The following is a 20,610-nucleotide window of genomic DNA, read 5'->3' on the forward strand; positions in this document are numbered from 1 at the left end:
ATACGTGCTCACTCTTGTGCCTTTGCAGTCTGCTCGCTTTGCGGCGAAGACGAGCCGCTAGAGGCGCCCGAAGCACCGGACGCACCCGCCGCGCCGCCCGCTTTCGGATGCACGATCCGCACCGCCGCGCCGTCGACGATCGAATCCTGCGGATTCAGAATCACCTGCTCGTCGCCCGTCAGCCCGGAGGCGATGGCGACGCGCGTGCCGTAGTCAGTGCCGAGCGCGACCTTGACGAGCTTCACGCGTTGCTGCGCATCGACGGTCGCGACTTTCACGCCGTCCGGACGAAACAGGAACGCGTTACCCGGCAGCGTGTACGGCGCGGCCGCCTGCGACTTCAGCGCGAAGTGGACCTGCGCATAAGCGCCCGGCAGCAGATCGCCGTTGCGGTTGTCGACATCGACTTCGACCAGCATCGTGCGCTGCTGTTGATCGACGGCGCCCGACGTGCGCGCGACCGTGCCGGGATAGTGCTTCGCCGGCGTTTCGGTGAGCGTCAGAAACGCGCTCTGCTGCGCCTTCACATCCTGCGCGTATGCCTGCGGCACGTTCACGTAGACACGCAGCCGGTCAGCCTGCGCGACATGGAACAGTTCCTTCGCCGGGCCGCCCGAACTGCCCGCATCGATCAGTGCGCCGACATCGACGTTGCGCGCGGTCACGATGCCGTCGAACGGTGCGTAGACCTTCTGGAACGACTGCATCTTTTCGAGCCGCGCGACGTTGAAGCGCGCCGCGTCGAGCGTGCCTTTCTTCGCGAGCATGTCGCCGACCTTTTCGTCGGTTTCCTGCTTCGAGACGGAATTGCTGCGAAGCATCTCTGACCAGCGGTCGGCGGTGCTTTTGGCGAGCGTGTAGGTCGCTTGTGCGTTGGCCAGATCGGCGCTCGCCGCTTTCAACTGATCGTCGACTTCGGGCGTGTCGATTTCGGCGAGCAGTTGCCCCGCCTTCACGCGCGCGCCGATATCCGCGTACCACTTCTTCACGTAGCCGTTGGTGCGCGCGTAGATCGGCGTATCGAGAAACGCCTGCACGTTGCCGGGCAGCACGAGATCGAGCGCGGCCGCGGATTTCTGCGGCTTCACCACTTCGACGCTCAGTTGCGCGGAATGCTGCGCATCGCGTTCGAGTGCGGCCTGCGCATCGTGACGCGACCAGATACCCTGCGCAGCGAGCGCCAGCACGACGATCGCCGCGCAGATTACGATCCAGCGCGAACGTTTCGATGAGCTGCGCGGGCCTTCCCCGTGCGGCGCGGACTCATCAGGACGATTCCCTTCCATCAGAACTCCAGATACTGTGCTTGCGCATCGTTGTTATGACCGTGGCCACGTCGGCCACCTTATTGCGGCTTCTGGACGACATGCGCGGCGGCGCGTGCGCGTCTTTCCGACAGCCGTCGATAGATCATCGAAAACACCACGGGCACGAACACCAGCGTCGCAATCGTGCCGATGGTCAAGCCGCCGATCACCGCGCGCCCGAGCGGCGCATTCTGCTCGCCGCCTTCGCCGAGGCCGATCGCCATCGGCACCATGCCGATTACCATCGCGAGGGCCGTCATCAGCACGGGACGAAAGCGCGTGAAGCCCGCTTCGATGGCGGCGCGCGTTGCGTCGCCATGTTCGAGCAACTGCTCGCGCGCGAAGCTGACGACCAGAATTGAGTTCGCCGTCGCGATGCCGATACACATGATCGCACCCGTCAACGCCGGAATGGACAGCGTGGTATGCGTGAGAAACAGCATCCATACGATGCCCGCCAGCGCGCCCGGCAAACCCGTGATGATGATGAACGGATCGAGCCACGACTGGAAGTTCACGACGATCAGCAGATACACCAGCACGATCGCGAACACGAGGCCGGTGAACAGGCCCGAGAACGAGTCGTTCATCGTCTGCACCTGGCCGCGCAGCTCGATCGACGAGCCCTTCGGCAATTGTGCCTTGGTGTCGGCGATGATCTTCTGGATATCGTCGGAGACGGCGCCTAGATCGCGGCCGTCAGCGGTGCCGTAGATATCGATCGTGGTTTGCGCGTTGTAGTGCGTGAGCACGGCGTTGCCGGCTTCGCGCCGCATCGTCGACAGCGCGCCGAGAATGTTCGTGTGGCCGTTCGCGTTCAGCGGAATGTTCGCGAGCGATTGCAGCGAATCGATCGTGTACTGCGGCGCTTCCGTGATCACGTTGTAACTGACGCCATTGCGCGGATTGAGCCAGAACGTCGGCGTCGTCTGCTGGCTGCCCGACAGCGTGATCAGCAGATTGCTCGCGACGTCGCGCTGCGTGAAGCCCGCCTGTTGCGCGCGCGTGCGGTCGACGTCGACGAAGATGCGCGGCAGGTCGGACGGCTGCTGGATGCGCGCATCCGCAAAACCCGGTATCGCGCGCAGTTTGTCGAGCAGCATCGCGGCGAACGCACGACTGCCTGGCACGTCGCGCCCGACAATCTGGATGTCGATCGGTGACGGCATGCCGAAGTTCAGCGTCTGACTGACGATGTCCGCGGGCAGGAACGCGAACTGCACGCCGGGGAATTCGTCGGTGAGCGTGCGGCGCAATTTGCGCACGTATTCGGCCGTCGGCTTGTGATCGGGGTTCAGGCTGATCAGGATGTCGGCATCCGACGTGCCGATCGTGCCCGTCGCGCTGTACGACAGGTTGATACCCGATACGGGCAAGCCGATGTTGTCGATGATCGAATGCAACTCGTCGCGCGGGATCAGTTCGCGGATGCGCGCATCGACGCGATCGGTGACGACGGCCGTTTCTTCAACACGCATGCCCGTCTTCGCGCGCAGATGCAGCGCGATCGTGCCGGCATCGACGGCAGGAAAGAAGTCGCGGCCAAGGAACGGCATCAGCAGCAGCGACAGCAGACAGCACGCGAGAAAGCCCGTCACGAAGATGCCGGGCCGCGCGACGCGCGCCACGAGAAACGCACGATAACGCCCGCGCAGAGTCGCAAAGCCGCGCTCGAACGCGAGGTGTACGCGCATGAACGGGTTGCGCGTCTCGTGCGAATGATGGAAGTCGGCGGGACGATGATGATGGCGCAGCAGATACTTCGCGAGCGTCGGCACCAGCGTTCGCGAGAAGAAGTACGAAGCCAGCATCGCGAACACGACGGCTTCGGCGAGCGGGATGAACAGATAGTGCGCGACGCCCGTCAGCAGGAACATCGGCACGAACACGATACAGATCGACAGCGTGGAAACCAGCGTTGGAATGGCGATCTGATGCGCGCCGTCGAGAATCGCCTGTTCGAGGTTCTTGCCCTGTTCGAGCTGATGACTGATGTTCTCGATCGCGACTGTTGCGTCGTCGACCAGAATACCGACGGCGAGCGCTAGCCCGCCCAAGGTCATGATGTTGATCGTCTCGCCGAGCGCGGACAGCGCGATGATCGAGGTGATCATCGACAGCGGAATCGACACGGCGATGATCAGTGTTGCGCGCCAGTTGCCGAGGAACAGCAGAATCATCAGGCCCGTCAGGCACGCGGCGATCAGCGCTTCGCGCAGCACGCCTTGCACCGACGCGCGCACGAACAGCGACTGGTCCGCGACGGGATCGATGTTCAGCGACTCGGGCACGAGATTGCGCAGCGCCGGCATCATGGTCTTGATGCGATCGACGATTTCCAGAGTGGATGTATTGCCGCTCTTGTTGATGGTCAAGAGCGATGCGCGCTGGCCGTCCACGCGCACGATGTTGGTTTGCGGCTGATAACCGTCACGCACATGCGCGACGTCGCGAATATAGACGGTGCCGTTCGGCCCCGATTTGATGGGAATGTTGTTCAGGCCTGCGAGCGAATCGGGGCTCGCATTCAACTGCACCGAGTATTCCGTCGAACCGATTTTCGCGGTGCCCGTCGGCACGATCAGGTTCTGCGCGGTGATCGAATTCACCACGTCCATCGGCGACAGGTTGCGCTCCTGCAGCTTGCGCGAATCGATATCGACCATGATCTGACGCTGCTTGCCGCCGTACGGCAGCGGCGCCGACGCGCCCGGCACGGTCGCGAGCTGCGTTTTCAGGAAGTTATTACCGTAGTCGAACAGCTCCTGTTCGGTGAGCGACGGCGACGACAGCGACAGCCGCAGGATAGGCACGGTGGATGCGTTGTATCGCAGTATGTTCGGCGGCGTGATGCCGGGCGGCAGCGAACGCAGCTGCGTTTGCGACAGCGCCGTGACTTGTGCGAGCGCTTCGTTGATGTTCGCGTGCGGCTGAAAGAAGATCTTGACGACGGCGATACCGTTGAGCGAAGTCGATTCGACGTGCTCGATATCGTTCACCGCGACGGACAGCCCGCGCTCGTAGTTCAGCACGATGCGCTTTTCCATCTCGTCGGCAGGCAGGCCGTTGTACGTCCAGATCACCGACAGCACGGGAATGTCGATGTTCGGGAAGATGTCGGTAGGCGTGCGCAGGATCGTCAGCGGGCCGATGATCAGCAGCAGCAGCGCGAGCACGACAAACGTATAGGGGCGCCGCAGCGCGAGACGAACGATCCACATGAAAAGGGCGGTCCGATGAGGGCGGGGGCCGCTGCTTCTGGCGGCAGCGAGCATTGCGCGACGGCGGCCCGGCCGGGCGTGCGCGACTGGAATATAACGCGTATCGTAGCTTACATCGACATTTTTGAGACTACCCTGCGGTCCGGTTTATGATGGGCCTGTTACGGGTCGTTACAGTTAGGGTTTCGTAAGTCGAATTGACGGAACGGATGCCTCACGAGGCCTTACTTTTTACTTTGCCAAAGCGCCCAAAAGGGCAACAATGGGGCTCAGGGGTTCGCATCGGTGCATGTGCGCCGGATGGGATGCGAGTCGATCCTGGCCCCTGGTTTTTAGGATTCAGGTGCGTACGCAACCACTCGGATGTTGCGGCGCTTTTATCATCACGTTGACCGGCGCAGTCCCAAACAAGCCGGCAATTGGGAGAACGGGGAAACATCATGCAAGTCGGTTCTATTGTTCGATCCGTGCATATCGCCGTACCACAAGGTGCGCGCGGGATCGTGATGCGCATTCTCGGCGACATGGCGATGGTGGCGTGGTACGCCGGCGAGCCGGGGACGTCGAAGATACTGAACACGGAACCCTTTTTCCTCGAGGATCTGATCGACACGGGCGAATTCGTCCGCCCCGCTGGCGCGCAGATACATTGATCGCGGTCTTCCTGCCTGCTGTCGTGATTGACGAGATGCGGCGCCGCTGAGCGGTCGACGCATCGCGAGTGACACTGGCGCTCGTTTTTGCTCGCGGCACGGCGCACAATGCGGGCATGAACGAAGACACTCCCGAGATTCCCACTCCGCAGGACGGCCACGCCGTTCCCTTCGCCCGCCTCACGCCCGAAGTCGTGCTGGACGCGCTCGATAGCGCGCTCGACACGGTAGGCGTGCGCACGGATGGGCGCATGCTGCCGCTCAACAGCTACGAGAATCGCGTGTATCAGGTCGGCGTCGAAGACGGGCCGCCTGTTGTCGTGAAGTTCTATCGGCCGGAGCGCTGGACCGACGAAGCAATTCTCGAAGAGCACGCATTCGTCGCGGAACTGTGCGAGCGAGAGATTCCCGCCGTGCCGGCGCGCACGCTCGATGGCCGCACGCTGCATACGTTCGACGGCTTTCGCTTTTCCATCTTCGAACGGCGCGGTGGCCGTGCGCCCGATCTCGACCGCAAGGACACACTCGAATGGCTTGGCCGGTTTATCGGGCGCATTCATGCGGTTGGTCAGACGGTGAACTACGCGGCGCGCCCGACGCTCGGCATTCAAACCTTCGGCTACGAGCCGCGCGACTATCTGCTCTCTCAAGACTTCGTGCCCGCTGACGTGCGGGTAGCGTGGGAAGCGGTTGTGAAGATGGCATTGGAAGGCGTCGAGCAGGCCTTCGAGCGCGCCGGCGACGTGCGCCAGTTGCGCATGCACGGCGACTGTCATCCGAGCAATGTGTTGTGGACCGACGCAGGCCCGCATTTCGTCGATTTCGACGACAGCCGCATGGGCCCCGCCATTCAGGATCTGTGGCTGCTGCTGCCGGGCGAACGCAACGAGGCGTCGCGCGCGTTGACGGATCTGCTTGCGGGCTATGAGGACTTCTGCGACTTCGATCAGCGCGAACTGCATCTGATCGAGGCGTTGCGGACCTTGAGGCTGATTCACTACTCGGCGTGGCTCGCGCGTCGTTGGGACGATCCGGCGTTTCCCGCCGCGTTTCCGTGGTTCAACTCGCAACGCTATTGGGAAGACCGCATTCTCGAGCTGCGCGAGCAGGTCGGCGCGATGCAGGAAGGGCCGCTCTGGCCGGTGTGATGCTCGAGCGTGTGTCGCGCTCGTCAGTCGGCGGATTGAGCGCGGGCTGGCGATCCAGCGATCACGCGTGACGGCACCGATAGCGTCGATGAAGCGCCGCGTGCCACATCCACAAGCGTCGAACGTACGATCACTTGCGCGCGCACGTCGCGGCCGATCGTTTCGATGCCCGCGCGCATCTGCGTGAAATCCTCAGGCGAGCAGACCTCGCTGCCGAAACGTGTGGTCCCGTCGCGCGTCACGGTGATGACATTCGCGTTCGCGTCGTACGAATAGGTCGAGCGATAGTCGATGAAGCGGTCTCGCGCGGCCATTGCTTCCGGCATATCTAGCACGCGAAAATTTGCAGGCAGTGCAATCTGCGTGCGCTCGTGCAACTCGACATTGCGACACACGAAAGGCTGTGTGCGCTGCCGCTCGCCGAGCCAGTAGCGCGCGTCCGACTGAAACCCGCCGACGAAGCTCGTGAGCGCCGGAATCGACGCGGCTGTGCCAGGCACGACGAAGTCTTCGAGTTTGCCTTTCATCGTGAGCGACAGTGGGCCGTCAGTTGCGTTGAGGTTGCTGGTCGATAGCGTTGCTGTGCCCGAGAGGTTCACGAAACGCAGTTCCGCCTGGAGCGACTCTTCGCGCTGCGCAGGCGTTTGCATGCGCAGTAGCGCGCGCCCCTGTTCTGCGGCCCAACCTGCGGATTCCAGCCGGTAGACGAAGGTCGCGGAGCCATCGTGCGCGACGTTGATCGACAGATCGGTGGTGCGTGACATCGTGGCCGTCGACGGTGTGCGTGACAGCACGCCTTCGTTGACGAGCACAACGGGGCGGTTCATGTCGGTGGACGGCAGATAGCCGAACTCGACGTTCGGCGCGGTCGAATCGGCGTATAGCTGAAGCTCGGGCAGCCACGTGATCACGTGATTTAGCACGCCGTAGCCGGGCACGTCGGGCAGCGTGTAGATCGTGCCGCTGCTGATCAGCGCGGGCTCGTTGCGAATGCCGATGGCGTCGAGCAGCGCGCCATACAGCGCGACGTGGTCCTTGCAGTCGCCATAACGCAGCGCGAGGATTTCCGTCGCGCGATGCGGCACGACGGCGCCGCGTCCGATATTGACGGCGACGTAGCGCACATTCTTGCGGACCCAGTTGTAGAGCGTCCTGGCTTTTGCACGCGGCGTCTGATCGCCGGCGGTGAGCGAGCGGGCCAGTCCGACGATTGCCGGATCGCTGCCGCTGGCATCGACGGCTGATTCGCGATACCTGGCGGCGAACGCGGCGTAGTCGGGAAACGTCGAGACCATCAGCCGGTCGCCATAGCTCACGTACGCAATCGATCCATATTCGAGACGCGCGAAATGCGCCTTGTCGTAGCGGAACTCATAACGCGTGCGGCCGTTCTCCGTCGATGGCGGCAGTGCGGTGAAGCCGCGTGCGTCTGCATAAAGCGGCTTGTCAGCGGGGAGATCGTAGACGAGACGGAAGTTATGAGTCGGCGCGAGATCGGGCGGTGTGAAGTCGCTGAAATGGCCCGGCACGATCGGCTGCATCTGCGTCTTCCGATACTTCAGGTATACGCGCACACCCGGCTCGACGGCGGGAAACACGATCACCTTTTCGAGGATGTCCTGGAACATCGGCGCATCGAACGATCGCGCTTCTTGCACGTCGCGAATCTGCTCGGGGCGCACGTCGTGGCGCGTGCCGTCGGCGGATGTCGTGTACGCCTCCAGAACGTCGACGCTCGCCATGTTGCGGTTGAACCAGATGTAGTACTGCGCAACACGCGCGACGCCCGCCTCGTTGTTCACGCGCAGCGTCATTTCGTCGACCTTCGTATAGGAGCCGTCCGCGTTCACCGTGAAGGTCTGGGTTTCGCGTTCGTTCGTGTACGGCTCGACGGGTGCGGCGGTTGCTGCGTTCAGTGTGGACAGGCCTGCGTTGTTAGCCGCCTGGTCGGCGGCGCGGACCGCGCCTGTGCAAAAGGCGCAAGCAGCCATCGCGATACGGAAGATCGTGAAAAGGCGCATGGGGAATCAGGCGTCCGAAGGAATTGGTCTAGTTCTGTCGCATCTCACACTTCAAAATCACACGACGTTTGTGTCAAGCGGGCAAACCGCACACAACGGCAACATTTTCCGGAAGTTGGCTCAAGCCTTCGGGATTGAAAGAAATCACATTCTGTGTAATGATAGTTATTCTCATCTGAGGGGCGTCGCCAGCTAATTGTCATCTTTCTCCTCGTGGCAAAGCAGCCAGCCAGCTCTTTGATGACCATCCTGCTTTTGCCCGGAATGCCATAGCTGCCATCTGTCACACGGCAAGCACGCTTCGGGTATCCGTCGTTCCGCTCCGGAACGGCATTTCCAGTTTCCATTCCAACGTCGCCTCACGCCAGCGACGCACGACCCGTTTTGCCAGGAACACGATGAACGCGCCCGAATCGATCGAACTGAAGCCTGCTGCCCGTGCGGGCATGATGCCCGCTGCTGGCGTCCAGCAACTGGACGCGGACGAGCTGGCCGCGCGGCGTCAGCGCTCGCGACGGGCGAATTTCATCAAGTGGCTGCGCAAGGTGCATGGCTGGGTCGGGCTATGGGGCGCCGTGCTCGGGCTGCTGTTCGGCGTGACGGGCTTTCTGCTGAATCACCGTGCGGGACCGCTGAAGGTGTCGTCAGGTGAGCCGCAGGTCGAGCAGCTGCAGATTGCGTTGCCGCAGAAAGGCTTCAAGTCGCCCGGCGACATGGCGCACTGGCTGAAGGACGAACTGCATATCGATGGCAAGCCGGGCAGGGCGCGCCGCGAGCCTGCGCACCCCGTCGCGTGGGGCGATCAAAGCGCCGTGCAGCCGGAGTTCTGGCAGATTGCGATCGCCGCGCCGGGGCAGAACGTGCAGGCCGAGTATTGGGTGGGCAACGGCTTCGTGTCGGTGAAGCGCACGCAAAACTCGTTTCTCGGCACGATGAACAACCTGCATAAGGGCGTTGGGTTGAGCGTCGGCTGGGTGCTGTTGATCGATACGATCGCGGGCAGTCTGATTCTGCTGTCGCTGACGGGCGTGCTGCTGTGGACGGAACTCAACAAGCGGCGGACCGTGGGTGTCGTGCTGGTTGGCGGGTCGATCTTGGCGGCGGTGGTTTGTGGGTTGATGTGAGTCTATGGTGCCCCGTCAGTCGTCTTGCGCTTCTTCGCGGATCGGGTCTTCGATTTGCGCAAAGTTGGTGATCTTCACCTCGCCTTCCGGAAAGCGCGCGATGACTTCAAGCTCGCCGCCGAGTGCGCGGATGTGATCGCGCAGCGTCGAGATATACATGTCCGTGCGCTGTTCGAGTTTCGCGATACTGGGTTGCTTGACGTTGAGGCGCTTTGCGAGCGCTTCCTGAGAAAGGCCGCGCGCTTGACGCAAGCCGTGAAGGGGCATTGCGGCGCGAAGTTTCTCCGCCATCGCTTCCGAACGGGCGCGTGACTCCGGCGGCATTTTCAGCCAGAGCTCTTCAAATTTTTTCGCCATCTTTGGCTCCTCCATGCGTGGTGCGCAGCAAGTGCACACGATAGATGATTTCAGCTCGCGGTACGTTCTGTTGATACCAACGTTCGTGGCCAGTCTTGTCGCCGCCGAGCAGTAATACAGCAGTGCGTCGCGGATCGAACACATACAACACTCGATACGGCTTTCCGCGATGCTGAATTCGTAGTTCCCGCAGATTTCCTATTGTCGAACCTATGATCTTGCTGGAGTACGGGAACGGCAGCTGGGGACCTTGATCCTTGAGCAAGAGGATCGTCGACGCGATCGACTCTCTCTCCGCCTTCCGCAGCCCTTCCCACCACGCCTGAAATGCATCGGTGTACTCAACGTCCCAAGTCATCGAAAATATAGCCTCCATGGAATATTCCGTCAAGGGAATAGTGGCGACTGCGGACGAGTCACGACGCGACAGTGAAGCCACGAGGCAGTCCGCAAAAATTCGATGCTAGGGATCAGAAGAACCCGGCGACAGTCAGCCGAATGGCTAAAGCCAGGCGAGAGAAATCGACCGCGAACAGGCACTGTTCGCGGTCTGAGAGAATTTAATCCGGAATACTACAAGCCGCTCCCCCGCTAGCCGCAATCTCACGCGCCGCCTTGGCGCCTTCGACCTGCAGCAGCGTCGGCAGCGACACACCATTCTTGGCCGCCGTCACTTCGGCAAGAATCGACACAGCGATCTCAGGCGGCGTTCTGCTGCCGATATAAATCCCAACCGGCCCATGCAGCCGAGCGAGTTCGGTCTCGGTGAGATCGAACTCCTTGAGTCTTTCGCGCCGCGCCGCGTTATTGCGCCGCGAGCCCAACGCACCGACATAAAACGCAGGCGTTTTCAACGCCTCCATCAGCGCGAGATCATCGAGCTTCGGATCATGCGTGAGCGCGATCACGGCGCAGCGCTCATCGAGTTTCATATCGAGCACGGTATCGTCGGGCATCGTACGAACGACCTTGGTGCCCGGCACGTCCCATTCATCCGTGTACTCTTCGCGCGGATCGCACACGGTCACCTGATAGTCGAGCCCGACCGCGATATTGCACAGATAGCGCGACAGTTGCCCCGCCCCGATCACCAGCATCCGATATCGCGGGCCGTGTATCGTCAGCAGACGTTTGTCGTTGAAGTTGACGCCATCCGTTGCTTGCGCGGGGCCCAAACGCGCGACACCCGTTTCCATATCGAGCGTGCGCGCAACAAGACGTCCGTTTTCAACGGCATCGCACAGTTCAGCGATGCCGCTCGCCTCCGTCAAAGGCTCCAGCACGAGCTGAATCGTCCCGCCGCACGGCAAACCAAAGCGATGCGCCTCTTCGGCCGAAATGCCGTACTTCACCGCTTCAGGCTTCGTCTGCTCGATGCCGCGCTGACGCACGCGATCGATCAGATCGTCTTCGATACAGCCGCCCGACACCGAGCCGACCACCGCGCCATCGTCGCGCACGACGAGCATCGCGCCCTCGGGACGCGGCGACGAGCCCCACGTCTTCACGACCGTCACGAGTAGCGCGCGATGTCCCTGTTCGAGCCAGCGCGCGCTGGACTTCAGGACTTCGAGATCCACGCTGTCCATGATTTCTTCCTCTTCGGTTCTTCGCCACTGCCTTCGGCGGCGGCTTCGCCGTCGTCGACAGGACTCGCAGTGTCGCCTGAATCGCCCGATTCTGCCTGCACTCCGCCACTGCCGCCCGTCAATTGCTCGCCGAAGCGCTTGAAAAACTCACCCGCGAGCTTGCGCGCGGCGCCGTCGACGAGCCGCGAGCCGATCTGCGCGAGCTTGCCGCCGACCTGCGCAGTGGCGGTATAGGTGAGCTTCGTCGCTTCGTCGCCTTCAGGTTCGAGCGTCACATGCGTTTGCCCTTTACCGAAGCCAGCCGCGCCACCCTGGCCTTCGAACACGATCGTATACGTGTGAGGCGCGTCGATATTGGTGAGTTCCATGCGGCCCTTGAAGCGCGCCTTCACCGGTCCGACAGCCGCGCTCAACGCGACGGCGTACGCGTTCTCGCCGTCCGGTTCGATGCTGTCGCAGCCGGGAATCGACGCGCGCAGAATCTCCGTGTCGTTCAGCGCGTCCCATGCGCGCTGCTGCGGCACCGGTAGCGTGTAGGTTTCGGTCAACTCCATGACGTCGCTCCTCCAGAGATCGCGGCGCGCGCGGCATCGCGGGACACGCGCGTCAATTGCGCGAGATCGCGGCCGAACGCAGCCAGGCTGTCGAGATTGTGAACTGGCTTGTGCGCATCGACGAACGGCAGCATTGCCTGTACGCCGCGCGCTTTCGGCGAGAATTCGCGGTAACGCAACAACGGATTGAGCCACACGATGCGATGCGCGAAGCGGCGCAGGCGGGCCATTTCGGTTTCGAGCACGTCGATGGCTTCGTGATCGAGGCCATCGGTGACGAGCAGCACGGTCGCCCTGCCTGTCAGCACTCGGCGTGCCCAACGGCGGTTGAATTCGGCGAGCGCCGCGCCGATGCGCGTGCCGCCCGACCAGTCGACCACCTGATCCGCGAGCGCAGCAATCGCGACATCGGGATCGCGTTCTTTTAACGCACGCGTCGCGTTGGTGAGGCGCGTGCCGAACAGAAACACCTGCAAGCGTTCGCGCGATTGCAGCAGCGCATGGCAGAAATACAGCACGGCACGCGAATAACTGCTCATCGAGCCGGAAATATCGAGCAACAGCACGAGCGGCGGCTTGCGTGCGACCACCGCGCGATACTTCCACACGGTCCAGTCACCGCCCGCGCGCACGGCATGTCGCGCGCTCGCGCGCAGGTCCGCATGTGTGCCGCGCGACGCCGCTTTCAGCCGGCGCGTCGGCTCCATCGCGAGCGGCAGACGCTGCGCGCGAATCAGGTGGCGCAGCGTGCGCCATTCGTCTGCGGTGAGCGTGTCGAAATCGCGATGACGCAGACGCTCTTCGGCGCTGAACGTCACGTGCGCGTGCAGTTCGTGGCGGTCTTTATCGGCGGCTTGCGGGGCTTGCTTGCGCTGCTTCGCGTGATGCGCCGCGAGCGCGTCGGCGAGCCGGTTGTTGCGCTTCGGCGGCGGGATGCCGCTCGTCACCTTCGGCAGAAGCAGCGCGCGCAGCTTGCCTTCCCAATCGGGATCGCGCCAGAAGAGATCGAACGCGGTGTTGAAGAGGTCGCGCTCATCGGGCGCGCACAACAGCAACGCGGCGAGCGCCGCGCGTACGTCGTCGCGCCGGTCGAGATCGATCCAGCGCAACGCTTCGAGCGCATCGACGGCCTGCGCGGGCGACATCGGCAAGCCCGCGCCGCGCAACAACCGCACGAAATGCACGACGTTGCGTGCGAGCGTCGCGGTGTTGGGATCGCTGACGGGCATCATCGACGCTACTCCGCCGCCGCAAGACATTGGCGGATCTGTTCGGCGTCGAATCGCGCGAGGTCGTCCTGATACTTGAGCAGCACGCCGAGCGTGTCGTGGACCGACTGCGGATCGAGTTCGGTGACGGTGAGCGCGGCGAGCGCGCGGCACCAGTCGATCGTCTCGGCAATGCCGGGCGCCTTGAACAGATCCATGCCGCGCAGCCGATGCACGAAATCGACGGCGCGGCGTTGCAGCGCTTCGCCCGTTTCGGGCGCGCGCGCCGCGACGATCGCCAGTTCGCGCTCGCGGTCGGGATAACCGATCCACTGATACAGACAGCGGCGCTTCAACGCGTCATGCACTTCGCGCGTGCGATTCGACGTCATCACGACGAGTGGCGGATGCTCGGCGCGCACCGTGCCGTATTCGGGAATCGACACCTGAAAGTCCGACAGCAGTTCGAGCAGGAACGCTTCGAACGGCTCGTCGGCGCGGTCGATTTCATCGATCAGCAACACACGCCGCGCGCCAGGATGATGCTCATCTGGCATGAGCGCCTGCAGCAGAGGTCGCTTCAACAGAAACTCGCTGCGATACAGCGTACTGCTGTCGGGTTTCTCGCCGGCCGCTTCGGCGAGCCGCAGCGCCATGATCTGCCGCGGATAGTCCCACTCGTACAGCGCGCTCGCCGTATCGAGCCCTTCATAGCACTGCAGCCGCAGCATCGACGTGCCGAGCATGCCCGCCGCCGCTTTCGCCAATTCCGTCTTGCCGACGCCCGGCTCGCCTTCGACGAACAGCGGCCGTTCCATGCGCAGCGCGAGAAACAGCGCGGTCGCCAGCTCGCGGCTCGCGAAGTAGCCTTGCGCAGTGAGTTGGGCGAGGGTGTCGTCGATTGAAGCGGGCTGCATGGTCCTCCCTGGCACTTCGGCTTGCATCGCTCGAACACTGAAGAAGCTGGACAAACCCGATAAACGAAATGGCCCGGACGCGCCGGGCCTCGGATGCTCAAACGCCTCGCACGCCGCGTCCGCTAACCGTTTGCGGCTCGCACCGCTCGCGCCGTCAGCACGGGTATCAGGTGAGCGCGATATTCAGCGCTTGCGTGCATGTCGGTGTTGAGATCGTCCGGTGCGACCGTCACGCCGCGCGCGGCGGCTTCCGTGAAGTTCGCGGCGAGCGCGTTCTCCATGTCCGTCGCGCGAAACACCGACGACGCCGCGCCCGTGATCGCGACGCGCACACCGCCCGCCGTCTTCGCGACGAACACGCCCGTCAACGCGAAGTGCGACGCCGGATTCCTGAACTTCTCGTACGCGGCTTTTTCCGGCACCGGAAACTCGACGGCGACGATCAGTTCGTCGGGCTGCAACGCGGTTTCATACATACCGACGAAGAAATCCGTCGCTGAAATGCGGCGCCGGTCGGTGACGACGGTTCCGTCGAGGCCGAGCACGGCGGCGGGATAATCCGCCGCGGGATCGTTGTTCGCGATCGATCCGCCGATCGTGCCGAGCGAGCGCACCTGCCGGTCACCGATATGCCCGGCGAGAAACGCAAGCACCGGCAATACGCGCTGCACGTCCGCGTGACTCGCCACGTCCGCATGACAGACGGCCGCGCCGACCGTCACTTTGGCCGGCTCGACGCGAATCTCCTTCAACTGCGGAATGCGCGTGACGTCGATCAGCTTCGATGGCTGCGCGAGACGCAGGCGCATCGTTGGCAACAGGCTTTGTCCGCCCGCCAGATACTTCGCTTCGCTGTCGGCGCTCAGGTTAGCCACGGCGCTTTTCGGATCGGCTGCACGTTGATAGTCGAATGAATACATGTCGGCCTCCGCTCAGGGACGTGAGTTTTGTGCAGCGTGGATCGCGGACCACACGCGATGCGGCGTGGCCGGCATCTGCAGGTCCGTGACGCCGAGCGGCGCGAGCGCGTCGATGATCGCGTTGATCACGGCAGGCGGCGAACCGATCGCGCCCGCTTCGCCGCAACCCTTCACGCCGAGCGGATTGTGCGTACACGGCGTGCCTTTTGCGGTTTCGACGGTGAACGACGGCAGATCGGACGCGTGCGGCATCGCGTAGTCCATGTACGAACCGGACAGCAACTGGCCGGTGTCCTTGTCGTACACGCAGCGTTCCAGCATCGCCTGGCCGATGCCCTGGCCAAGACCGCCGTGTACCTGCCCTTCGACGATCATCGGATTGATCACGTTGCCGAAGTCGTCGACGGCCGTGAAGCGCTCGATGCGCGTCTCACCCGTATCGACGTCCACTTCGACTTCGCAGATATACGCGCCCGCCGGATAGGTGAAGTTGGTCGGATCGTAGAACGCGCTTTCGTCGAGGCCTGGCTCGAGCTTGTCGAGCGGATAGTTGTGCGGCACGTAGGCGGCGAGCGACACGTCGGCGAAGGTCTTCGTGCGGTCGGTGCCGGCGACGCGGAACGTCCCGTCCTTGAACTCGATGTCATCCGCCGATGCTTCGAGCAGATGCGCCGCGATCTTCTTCGCTTTCGATTCGATCTTGTCGAGCGCCTTCATGATTGCCGAGCCGCCGACTGCAATCGAACGCGAGCCATACGTGCCCATGCCGAACGGAATGCGCCCGGTGTCGCCGTGGACGATATCGATGTTGTCGATCGGCACGCCGAGCCGGTCGGACACGACTTGCGCGAACGTCGTTTCGTGGCCCTGGCCGTGACTGTGCGAGCCGGTGAAGACGGTGACCGAGCCCGTCGGATGCACGCGCACTTCGCCCGCTTCGAACAGGCCCGCGCGCGCACCGAGCGCGCCCGCGATGTTCGACGGCGCGAGACCGCAAGCTTCGATGTAGCACGAGTAGCCGAGTCCGCGACGCTTGCCGTTCTTCTCCGATTCCTGTCTGCGCGCTGCGAAGCCTTTGACGTCCGCGAGTTCCATCGCGCGGTCCAGACACGGTTCGTAATCGCCCGTGTCGTATGTGAGGCCGACGGGCGTCGCATACGGGAACGAGCGGATGAAGTTGCGGCGGCGGATTTCGGCCGGGTCCATGTTCATGTCGCGCGCCGCCGTTTCGACGAGGCGCTCGACTACGTACGTCGCTTCCGGACGGCCTGCGCCGCGATACGCATCGACGGGCACCGTGTTCGTGAAGACCGCTTTCACTTCGGCGTAGATCGCGGGCGTCGCGTACTGGCCCGCGAGCAGCGTCGCGTAGAGGATGGTCGGCACGCTGGAGGCGAAGGTCGACAGATACGCGCCCATGTTCGCGATCGTGTGTACGCGCATCGCGAGGAACGTGCCGTCCGCGTCCATCGCCAGTTCGGCTTTCGTCACGTGATCGCGTCCGTGGGCGTCCGATAGAAACGCTTCGGAACGTTCGGCCGTCCACTTCACCGGACGCCGGATTTTCTTCGACGCCCACGTCAGCGCGACGTCTTCCGCGTACAGGAAAATCTTCGAGCCGAAGCCGCCGCCGACATCCGGCGCGATCACGCGCACTTTCGATTCCGGCAGCGACAGCACGAACGCCGCCATCAACAGCCGTTCGACGTGCGGATTTTGATTGGCCACATACACGGTGTAGCTGTCGTCCTGCGGCGCGTAGCTGGCGTTGACGGCGCGCGGCTCGATCGCGTTCGGGATGAGACGGTTATTGACGATATCGAGCGTCGTCACGTGATGCGCCTTGGCGAACGCGGCATCCGTGGCCGCCTTGTCGCCGTGGCCCCATGTGTAGCAGGTGTTGTCGGGCACTTCGTCGTGGACGGCGGGCTGGCCGGCATCGGACGCGTGCGTGGTGTCGATCACGGCGGGCAGTTCGGCGTAATCGACTTCGATCAGTTCGGCGGCATCTTTTGCGGCTTTCACCGAATCGGCGATCACGATTGCGACCTGGTCGCCGACGTGGCGCACTTTCGTATGCGCAATCACGGGATGCGGCGGCTCGTGCATCGGTTTGCCGTCGATGCTGTGGATCAGCCAGCCGCACGGCAGCCCGCCGACGTTTTCAGCGGCGAGATCCGCGCCGGTAAAAATCGCGACGACGCCGGGCGACTGCTTCGCGGCGGCGGTGTCGATACGTGTGATGCGCGCGTGCGCGTGGGGCGAGCGCAGGAACACGGCGTAGGTCTGACCGGGTAGGACGATGTCGTCGGTGTACTGGCCGTTGCCGGTGAGGAAGCGATAGTCTTCCTTGCGCCGGACGGGCGTGCCCACCATGCGGTGCGAATCGGGTGCGTTCATGGCGGGCTCCTCAGACGGTCGTGGCGGCTTTCGAAGACGCGTCGGCTTGCATGCCGGCAGCGCCCTGAACGACGGCCTTGACGATGTTGTGGTAGCCCGTACAGCGGCACAGGTTGCCGTCGAGCTGACGGCGCACTTCGTCTTCCGTGAGGTTCGGATTAGTCGCGACCAGCGCGGTTGCGCTCATCACCATGCCTGGCGTGCAGAAGCCGCACTGCAGGCCGTGGCACTCGCGGAAAGCGGCTTGCATCGGGTGCAGTTCGCCGTTTTTCGACAGCCCTTCGATCGTGGTGATTTCCTGGCCTTCTGCCTGCACGGCAAGCATGTTGCAGGATTTGATCGCGCGGCCGTTCAGATGAACCGTACACGCGCCGCATTGCGCGGTATCGCAGCCGACGTGCGTTCCTGTCAGCCGCAATTGTTCTCGTAGAAACTGGACAAGCAGGGTGTGCGGCTCGACGTTCGCGGTAACGGGTGAACCGTTCACCGTCAGACTGATGCTGATCGCCATGAACTGTCTCCTAGGGGACGCTCTTGTATTGAGCCCCGGGTGGGGTGAGACCGGCTCGGGCCCGTTGTTCACTTGCTACCGCCTGCCTGCTGGGAGGGTCCGGTACGGTTGGGGTGCTTTTTTTGCTTTGTTTTTGTTGTTTGTGACGAAAAGTAAAACACAAAAAACGGGAGGCGGCTATTGGGGGTCTGTGCCTCCGGCGGTTTTTGGTTTGGTTTTGGTTTTCGTTTTTTGCTGCGCAAGCTGTCTGGCTTGCATGTGTTTTGCGCTGGCATCCGCGATGCGTTAGCTCGCTTCATGCGTTGCCCCTGAGCGGGGCGGCACCCGCTTTGGGTTGTCTGCGACGCTGGGTGGTTTGCTTGTTTTGATGTTGGCATTCGCGATGCGTTAGCTCGCTTCACGCGTTGCCCCTGTGCGGGGCGGCACCCGCTTTGGGTTGTCTGCGACGCTGGGTGGTTTGCTTGTTTTGATGTTGGCATCCGCGATGCGTTAGCTCGCTTCACGTGTCGCCCCTGTGCGGGGCGGCACCTACTTTTCTTTGCCGCCGCAAAGAAAAGTAGGCAAAAGAAAGCGGCTCACACCGCCAGCACTTGACGTTTACCCACGGGCCCCCAACGTCCCCACGCTTCGCACGGCCGCGCGCCCGCACAGGTTCGTTGCCAACGCATCGTTTAAACGCCTCACCCACTTCAAATACCCGTACACGGGCTCGCGCCAGCGAACGGTTGCTGCCGCTCAGGTGGCAAACTGTGTGTAGGTTGTCGCTGCGTACACGTTAGCGCTCTTACAGGGTGGAACGCGTGCGTAGCGGTCCGAAGTGAGGCGTGTGGAGCACTTGGGCCTACACACAGTTTGCCACCTGGGCGGCCGTGGGATATCTGGCACGGCATGCTGCAGCGCGGGTAAGTGAAGCGGGTCAGGCGCACCGCAAGAACGTTGGCAACGAACGTGGGTCACGTGATTGCCGTGTGAAGCGTAAGAACCTTTGGGGGCCCTCAGGCAGGAAGAAGAGTTGGCGGTGTGAGCCGCTTTCTTTTGCCTACTTTTCTTTGCGGCGGCAAAGAAAAGTAGGTGCCGCCCCGCACAGGGGCGACGCATGAAGCACGAAGGCAATACGCGGATGCCAGCGAACACACAAGCAAACCACACCAGTCGCGCCGCGAAGTCAAATCGCGGATGCCAGCGAACTGCGTGGCGAATCAAACAGAACTCAGCCGCGCAACGAAAAAACCTTATCGCCCGCCGTGCGCGAGTTTGGAATGCCTCCGCGAGTACCCAAAATAAACAACCATCCCAACCAGAAGCCAAATCACAAAGGCAATCCACGTAACCTTGCTGAGATTCAGCATCAAAAACAGGCAGGAAGCAACAGCAAGCACAGGCACAACCGGCACGCCCGGGCAGCGAAAAGCCCTGGGCAAATCAGGATGCGTGCGCCGCAGCACGAGCACAGCGATGGACACCATCGAAAACGCCGCCAACGTTCCGATATTGATCAGCTCAGCGAGCACATTCAAAGGCACGAGGGCGCCAATCAGCCCAAAGACAATCCCAACGAGCCAAGTGGTAGCAAAAGGCGTAGCAAACCGCGGATGCACCTTAGACAGCGCCGCAGGCAACAACCCATCCCGTGACATCGCAAAGATCACCCGAGTCTGGCCGTAGGCCATCACAAGAATCACGGTCAGCATCCCAAGCACCGCACCGAGATCGATAAAACCGGCAACCCAGTTCTGCCCAGCAACCTGCAACGCATACGAAACCGGATGCGAAATATTCGCGAACTGCGCCGACGGCACGATCCCCGTCACGACAGCGGCCACAGCGACATATAGCACCGCGCAAACGCCGAGCGACGCAATGATCCCGATCGGCAGGTCGCGCTTCGGATCCTTCACTTCTTCGGCCGCCGACGACACCGAATCGAACCCGATAAACGCAAAGAACATCACAGCCGCCGCGCCGAACACGCCACCGATGCCGTTCGGCATGAACGGATGCCAGTTCTCCGGCTTCACATGAAACACACCGACGGCAATCACCAGCAACACCACGGTCACCTTGATCGCAACCATCAGATTGTTCACGCGCGTCGATTCCCGCACGCCGACAGACAGCAGCGTCGTAATCGCCATCATCACGAGAAACGCGGGCAAGTTGAACAGCGTCTCGTGGCCGGGCAGCGCGCCGGGCGCGGCCGTCAGTGCAACGGGCAGCGACACGCCGAAGCCCGACAGCAGCGACTGCAGATACCCCGACCAGCCAACCGACACCGCCGAAGTGGCAAGCCCATACTCGAGCATCAAATCCCAGCCGATGATCCACGCGGCCAGTTCGCCGAGCGTCGCGTACGAATACGTGTAGATCGAACCGGCGACGGGAATCGTCGAGGCGAATTCCGCGTACGCGAGCGCCGCGAAGCCGCACGCGACGGCGGCGATCAGGAACGCCAGCATCAGCGCCGGGCCGGCTTGCACCGCGCCCGTGCCCGTCAGCACGAAGATGCCGGTGCCGATGATGGCGCCGACGCCGAGAAAGGTGAGATCGAGCGCGCCGAGCGCTTTCTTCAGGCCTGCAGCCTGCGCGCCGGCGATCATGTGCTCGACGTTCTTTTTGCGAAAGAGGGACATTTGGCGGGGTCTCCTGTGAAGCACGCGTGTGGGCGCGCCCAATGTCGGGA

The 20,610-nt window shown here is 62.8% G+C and carries 16 protein-coding genes; 3 read left to right on the forward strand and 13 right to left on the reverse strand.

All coding sequences use genetic code 11. The features are described 5' to 3' along the window. Window positions 1-8 precede the first annotated feature (8 nt). Together C2L65_RS00415 and C2L65_RS00420 are read right to left on the reverse strand one after the other, a co-directional pair. Complete coding sequence (locus C2L65_RS00415) at window positions 9-1,286, reverse strand: efflux RND transporter periplasmic adaptor subunit (RefSeq protein ID WP_042312930.1); 1,278 nt, start codon at window positions 1,284-1,286, stop codon at window positions 9-11. Between the two features lie 59 nt (window positions 1,287-1,345). Further along, on the reverse strand, window positions 1,346-4,528 hold the full coding sequence (locus C2L65_RS00420; RefSeq protein ID WP_042312932.1) for an efflux RND transporter permease subunit: 3,183 nt from the start codon (window positions 4,526-4,528) through the stop codon (window positions 1,346-1,348). Between the two features lie 440 nt (window positions 4,529-4,968). On the opposite strand from C2L65_RS00420, the gene C2L65_RS00425 reads away from it, so the two are divergent. Both C2L65_RS00425 and C2L65_RS00430 read left to right on the forward strand, forming a co-directional pair. After that, complete coding sequence (locus C2L65_RS00425; RefSeq protein ID WP_007582104.1) at window positions 4,969-5,181, forward strand: hypothetical protein; 213 nt, start codon at window positions 4,969-4,971, stop codon at window positions 5,179-5,181. Window positions 5,182-5,297: 116 nt separating this feature from the next. Then, window positions 5,298-6,329 carry a serine/threonine protein kinase gene (locus C2L65_RS00430; protein ID WP_042312959.1) on the forward strand — a complete coding sequence of 344 codons (1,032 nt, stop codon included), beginning with the start codon at window positions 5,298-5,300 and terminating at the stop codon, window positions 6,327-6,329. A 23-nt stretch (window positions 6,330-6,352) separates the two neighbouring features. Here the strand turns inward: C2L65_RS00430 and C2L65_RS00435 are convergent, their stop codons facing one another. Beyond that, the gene (locus C2L65_RS00435) at window positions 6,353-8,350 is read right to left on the reverse strand and encodes a DUF3857 domain-containing transglutaminase family protein (protein ID WP_042312934.1); all 1,998 of its coding nucleotides are present in this window, start codon (window positions 8,348-8,350) and stop codon (window positions 6,353-6,355) included. A gap of 398 nt (window positions 8,351-8,748) precedes the next feature. Between C2L65_RS00435 and C2L65_RS00440 the strand changes: the two genes are divergently transcribed. Beyond that, window positions 8,749-9,474: a PepSY-associated TM helix domain-containing protein gene (locus C2L65_RS00440; protein WP_042312935.1), complete on the forward strand. Its 726-nt coding sequence runs from the start codon at window positions 8,749-8,751 to the stop codon at window positions 9,472-9,474. A gap of 15 nt (window positions 9,475-9,489) precedes the next feature. Here the strand turns inward: C2L65_RS00440 and C2L65_RS00445 are convergent, their stop codons facing one another. The 10 genes from C2L65_RS00445 to bcaP all read right to left on the reverse strand — a co-directional run bounded on the left by C2L65_RS00445 (window position 9,490) and on the right by bcaP (window position 20,560). Next, window positions 9,490-9,831: an XRE family transcriptional regulator gene (locus C2L65_RS00445; RefSeq protein WP_042312938.1), complete on the reverse strand. Its 342-nt coding sequence runs from the start codon at window positions 9,829-9,831 to the stop codon at window positions 9,490-9,492. Then, window positions 9,815-10,270, reverse strand: a complete 456-nt coding sequence (locus C2L65_RS00450; protein WP_427910146.1) for a type II toxin-antitoxin system RelE/ParE family toxin — start codon at window positions 10,268-10,270, stop codon at window positions 9,815-9,817. Before C2L65_RS00450 ends, C2L65_RS00445 begins: the two co-directional genes overlap by 17 nt. 121 nt (window positions 10,271-10,391) lie before the next feature. Next, window positions 10,392-11,420: an XdhC family protein gene (locus tag C2L65_RS00455; protein WP_042312940.1), complete on the reverse strand. Its 1,029-nt coding sequence runs from the start codon at window positions 11,418-11,420 to the stop codon at window positions 10,392-10,394. Next, a complete protein-coding gene (locus C2L65_RS00460; protein WP_042312941.1) occupies window positions 11,393-11,974 on the reverse strand; it encodes an SRPBCC family protein in 582 nt (193 codons plus the stop codon). Before C2L65_RS00460 ends, C2L65_RS00455 begins: the two co-directional genes overlap by 28 nt. Next, window positions 11,965-13,206 carry a vWA domain-containing protein gene (locus C2L65_RS00465; RefSeq protein WP_042312965.1) on the reverse strand — a complete coding sequence of 414 codons (1,242 nt, stop codon included), beginning with the start codon at window positions 13,204-13,206 and terminating at the stop codon, window positions 11,965-11,967. Before C2L65_RS00465 ends, C2L65_RS00460 begins: the two co-directional genes overlap by 10 nt. Window positions 13,207-13,211: 5 nt before the next feature. Then, a complete protein-coding gene (locus C2L65_RS00470) occupies window positions 13,212-14,099 on the reverse strand; it encodes an AAA family ATPase (RefSeq protein WP_042312942.1) in 888 nt (295 codons plus the stop codon). A 122-nt stretch (window positions 14,100-14,221) separates the two neighbouring features. Beyond that, on the reverse strand, window positions 14,222-15,019 hold the full coding sequence (locus C2L65_RS00475) for an FAD binding domain-containing protein (protein WP_042312944.1): 798 nt from the start codon (window positions 15,017-15,019) through the stop codon (window positions 14,222-14,224). 12 nt (window positions 15,020-15,031) lie between these two features. Then, the gene (locus C2L65_RS00480) at window positions 15,032-17,419 is read right to left on the reverse strand and encodes a xanthine dehydrogenase family protein molybdopterin-binding subunit (RefSeq protein WP_042312947.1); all 2,388 of its coding nucleotides are present in this window, start codon (window positions 17,417-17,419) and stop codon (window positions 15,032-15,034) included. 10 nt (window positions 17,420-17,429) lie between these two features. Continuing rightward, window positions 17,430-17,930 (reverse strand): (2Fe-2S)-binding protein, encoded by a 501-nt coding sequence (locus C2L65_RS00485; protein WP_042312950.1) that lies wholly within the window; start codon window positions 17,928-17,930, stop codon window positions 17,430-17,432. 1,232 nt (window positions 17,931-19,162) lie between these two features. Further along, entirely contained in the window at window positions 19,163-20,560 is a 1,398-nt protein-coding gene (gene bcaP / locus C2L65_RS00490; RefSeq protein WP_042312952.1) for a branched-chain amino acid transporter BcaP, read from the reverse strand. Window positions 20,561-20,610 lie beyond the last annotated feature (50 nt).

This window comes from Paraburkholderia terrae (assembly GCF_002902925.1).
GTDB lineage: Bacteria > Pseudomonadota > Gammaproteobacteria > Burkholderiales > Burkholderiaceae > Paraburkholderia > Paraburkholderia terrae.

Bases quoted from the DNA above. Each gene is read 5' to 3' on its own strand.
- C2L65_RS00415 (WP_042312930.1), bottom strand. From the start codon at position 1,286: ATGGAAGGGAATCGTCCTGATGAGTCCGCGCCGCACGGGGAAGGCCCG.
- C2L65_RS00420 (WP_042312932.1), bottom strand. From the start codon at position 4,528: ATGTGGATCGTTCGTCTCGCGCTGCGGCGCCCCTATACGTTTGTCGTG.
- C2L65_RS00425 (WP_007582104.1), top strand. From the start codon at position 4,969: ATGCAAGTCGGTTCTATTGTTCGATCCGTGCATATCGCCGTACCACAA.
- C2L65_RS00430 (WP_042312959.1), top strand. From the start codon at position 5,298: ATGAACGAAGACACTCCCGAGATTCCCACTCCGCAGGACGGCCACGCC.
- C2L65_RS00435 (WP_042312934.1), bottom strand. From the start codon at position 8,350: ATGCGCCTTTTCACGATCTTCCGTATCGCGATGGCTGCTTGCGCCTTT.
- C2L65_RS00440 (WP_042312935.1), top strand. From the start codon at position 8,749: ATGAACGCGCCCGAATCGATCGAACTGAAGCCTGCTGCCCGTGCGGGC.
- C2L65_RS00445 (WP_042312938.1), bottom strand. From the start codon at position 9,831: ATGGCGAAAAAATTTGAAGAGCTCTGGCTGAAAATGCCGCCGGAGTCA.
- C2L65_RS00455 (WP_042312940.1), bottom strand. From the start codon at position 11,420: ATGGACAGCGTGGATCTCGAAGTCCTGAAGTCCAGCGCGCGCTGGCTC.
- C2L65_RS00460 (WP_042312941.1), bottom strand. From the start codon at position 11,974: ATGGAGTTGACCGAAACCTACACGCTACCGGTGCCGCAGCAGCGCGCA.
- C2L65_RS00465 (WP_042312965.1), bottom strand. From the start codon at position 13,206: ATGATGCCCGTCAGCGATCCCAACACCGCGACGCTCGCACGCAACGTC.
- C2L65_RS00470 (WP_042312942.1), bottom strand. From the start codon at position 14,099: ATGCAGCCCGCTTCAATCGACGACACCCTCGCCCAACTCACTGCGCAA.
- C2L65_RS00475 (WP_042312944.1), bottom strand. From the start codon at position 15,019: ATGTATTCATTCGACTATCAACGTGCAGCCGATCCGAAAAGCGCCGTG.
- C2L65_RS00480 (WP_042312947.1), bottom strand. From the start codon at position 17,419: ATGAACGCACCCGATTCGCACCGCATGGTGGGCACGCCCGTCCGGCGC.
- C2L65_RS00485 (WP_042312950.1), bottom strand. From the start codon at position 17,930: ATGGCGATCAGCATCAGTCTGACGGTGAACGGTTCACCCGTTACCGCG.
- bcaP (WP_042312952.1), bottom strand. From the start codon at position 20,560: ATGTCCCTCTTTCGCAAAAAGAACGTCGAGCACATGATCGCCGGCGCG.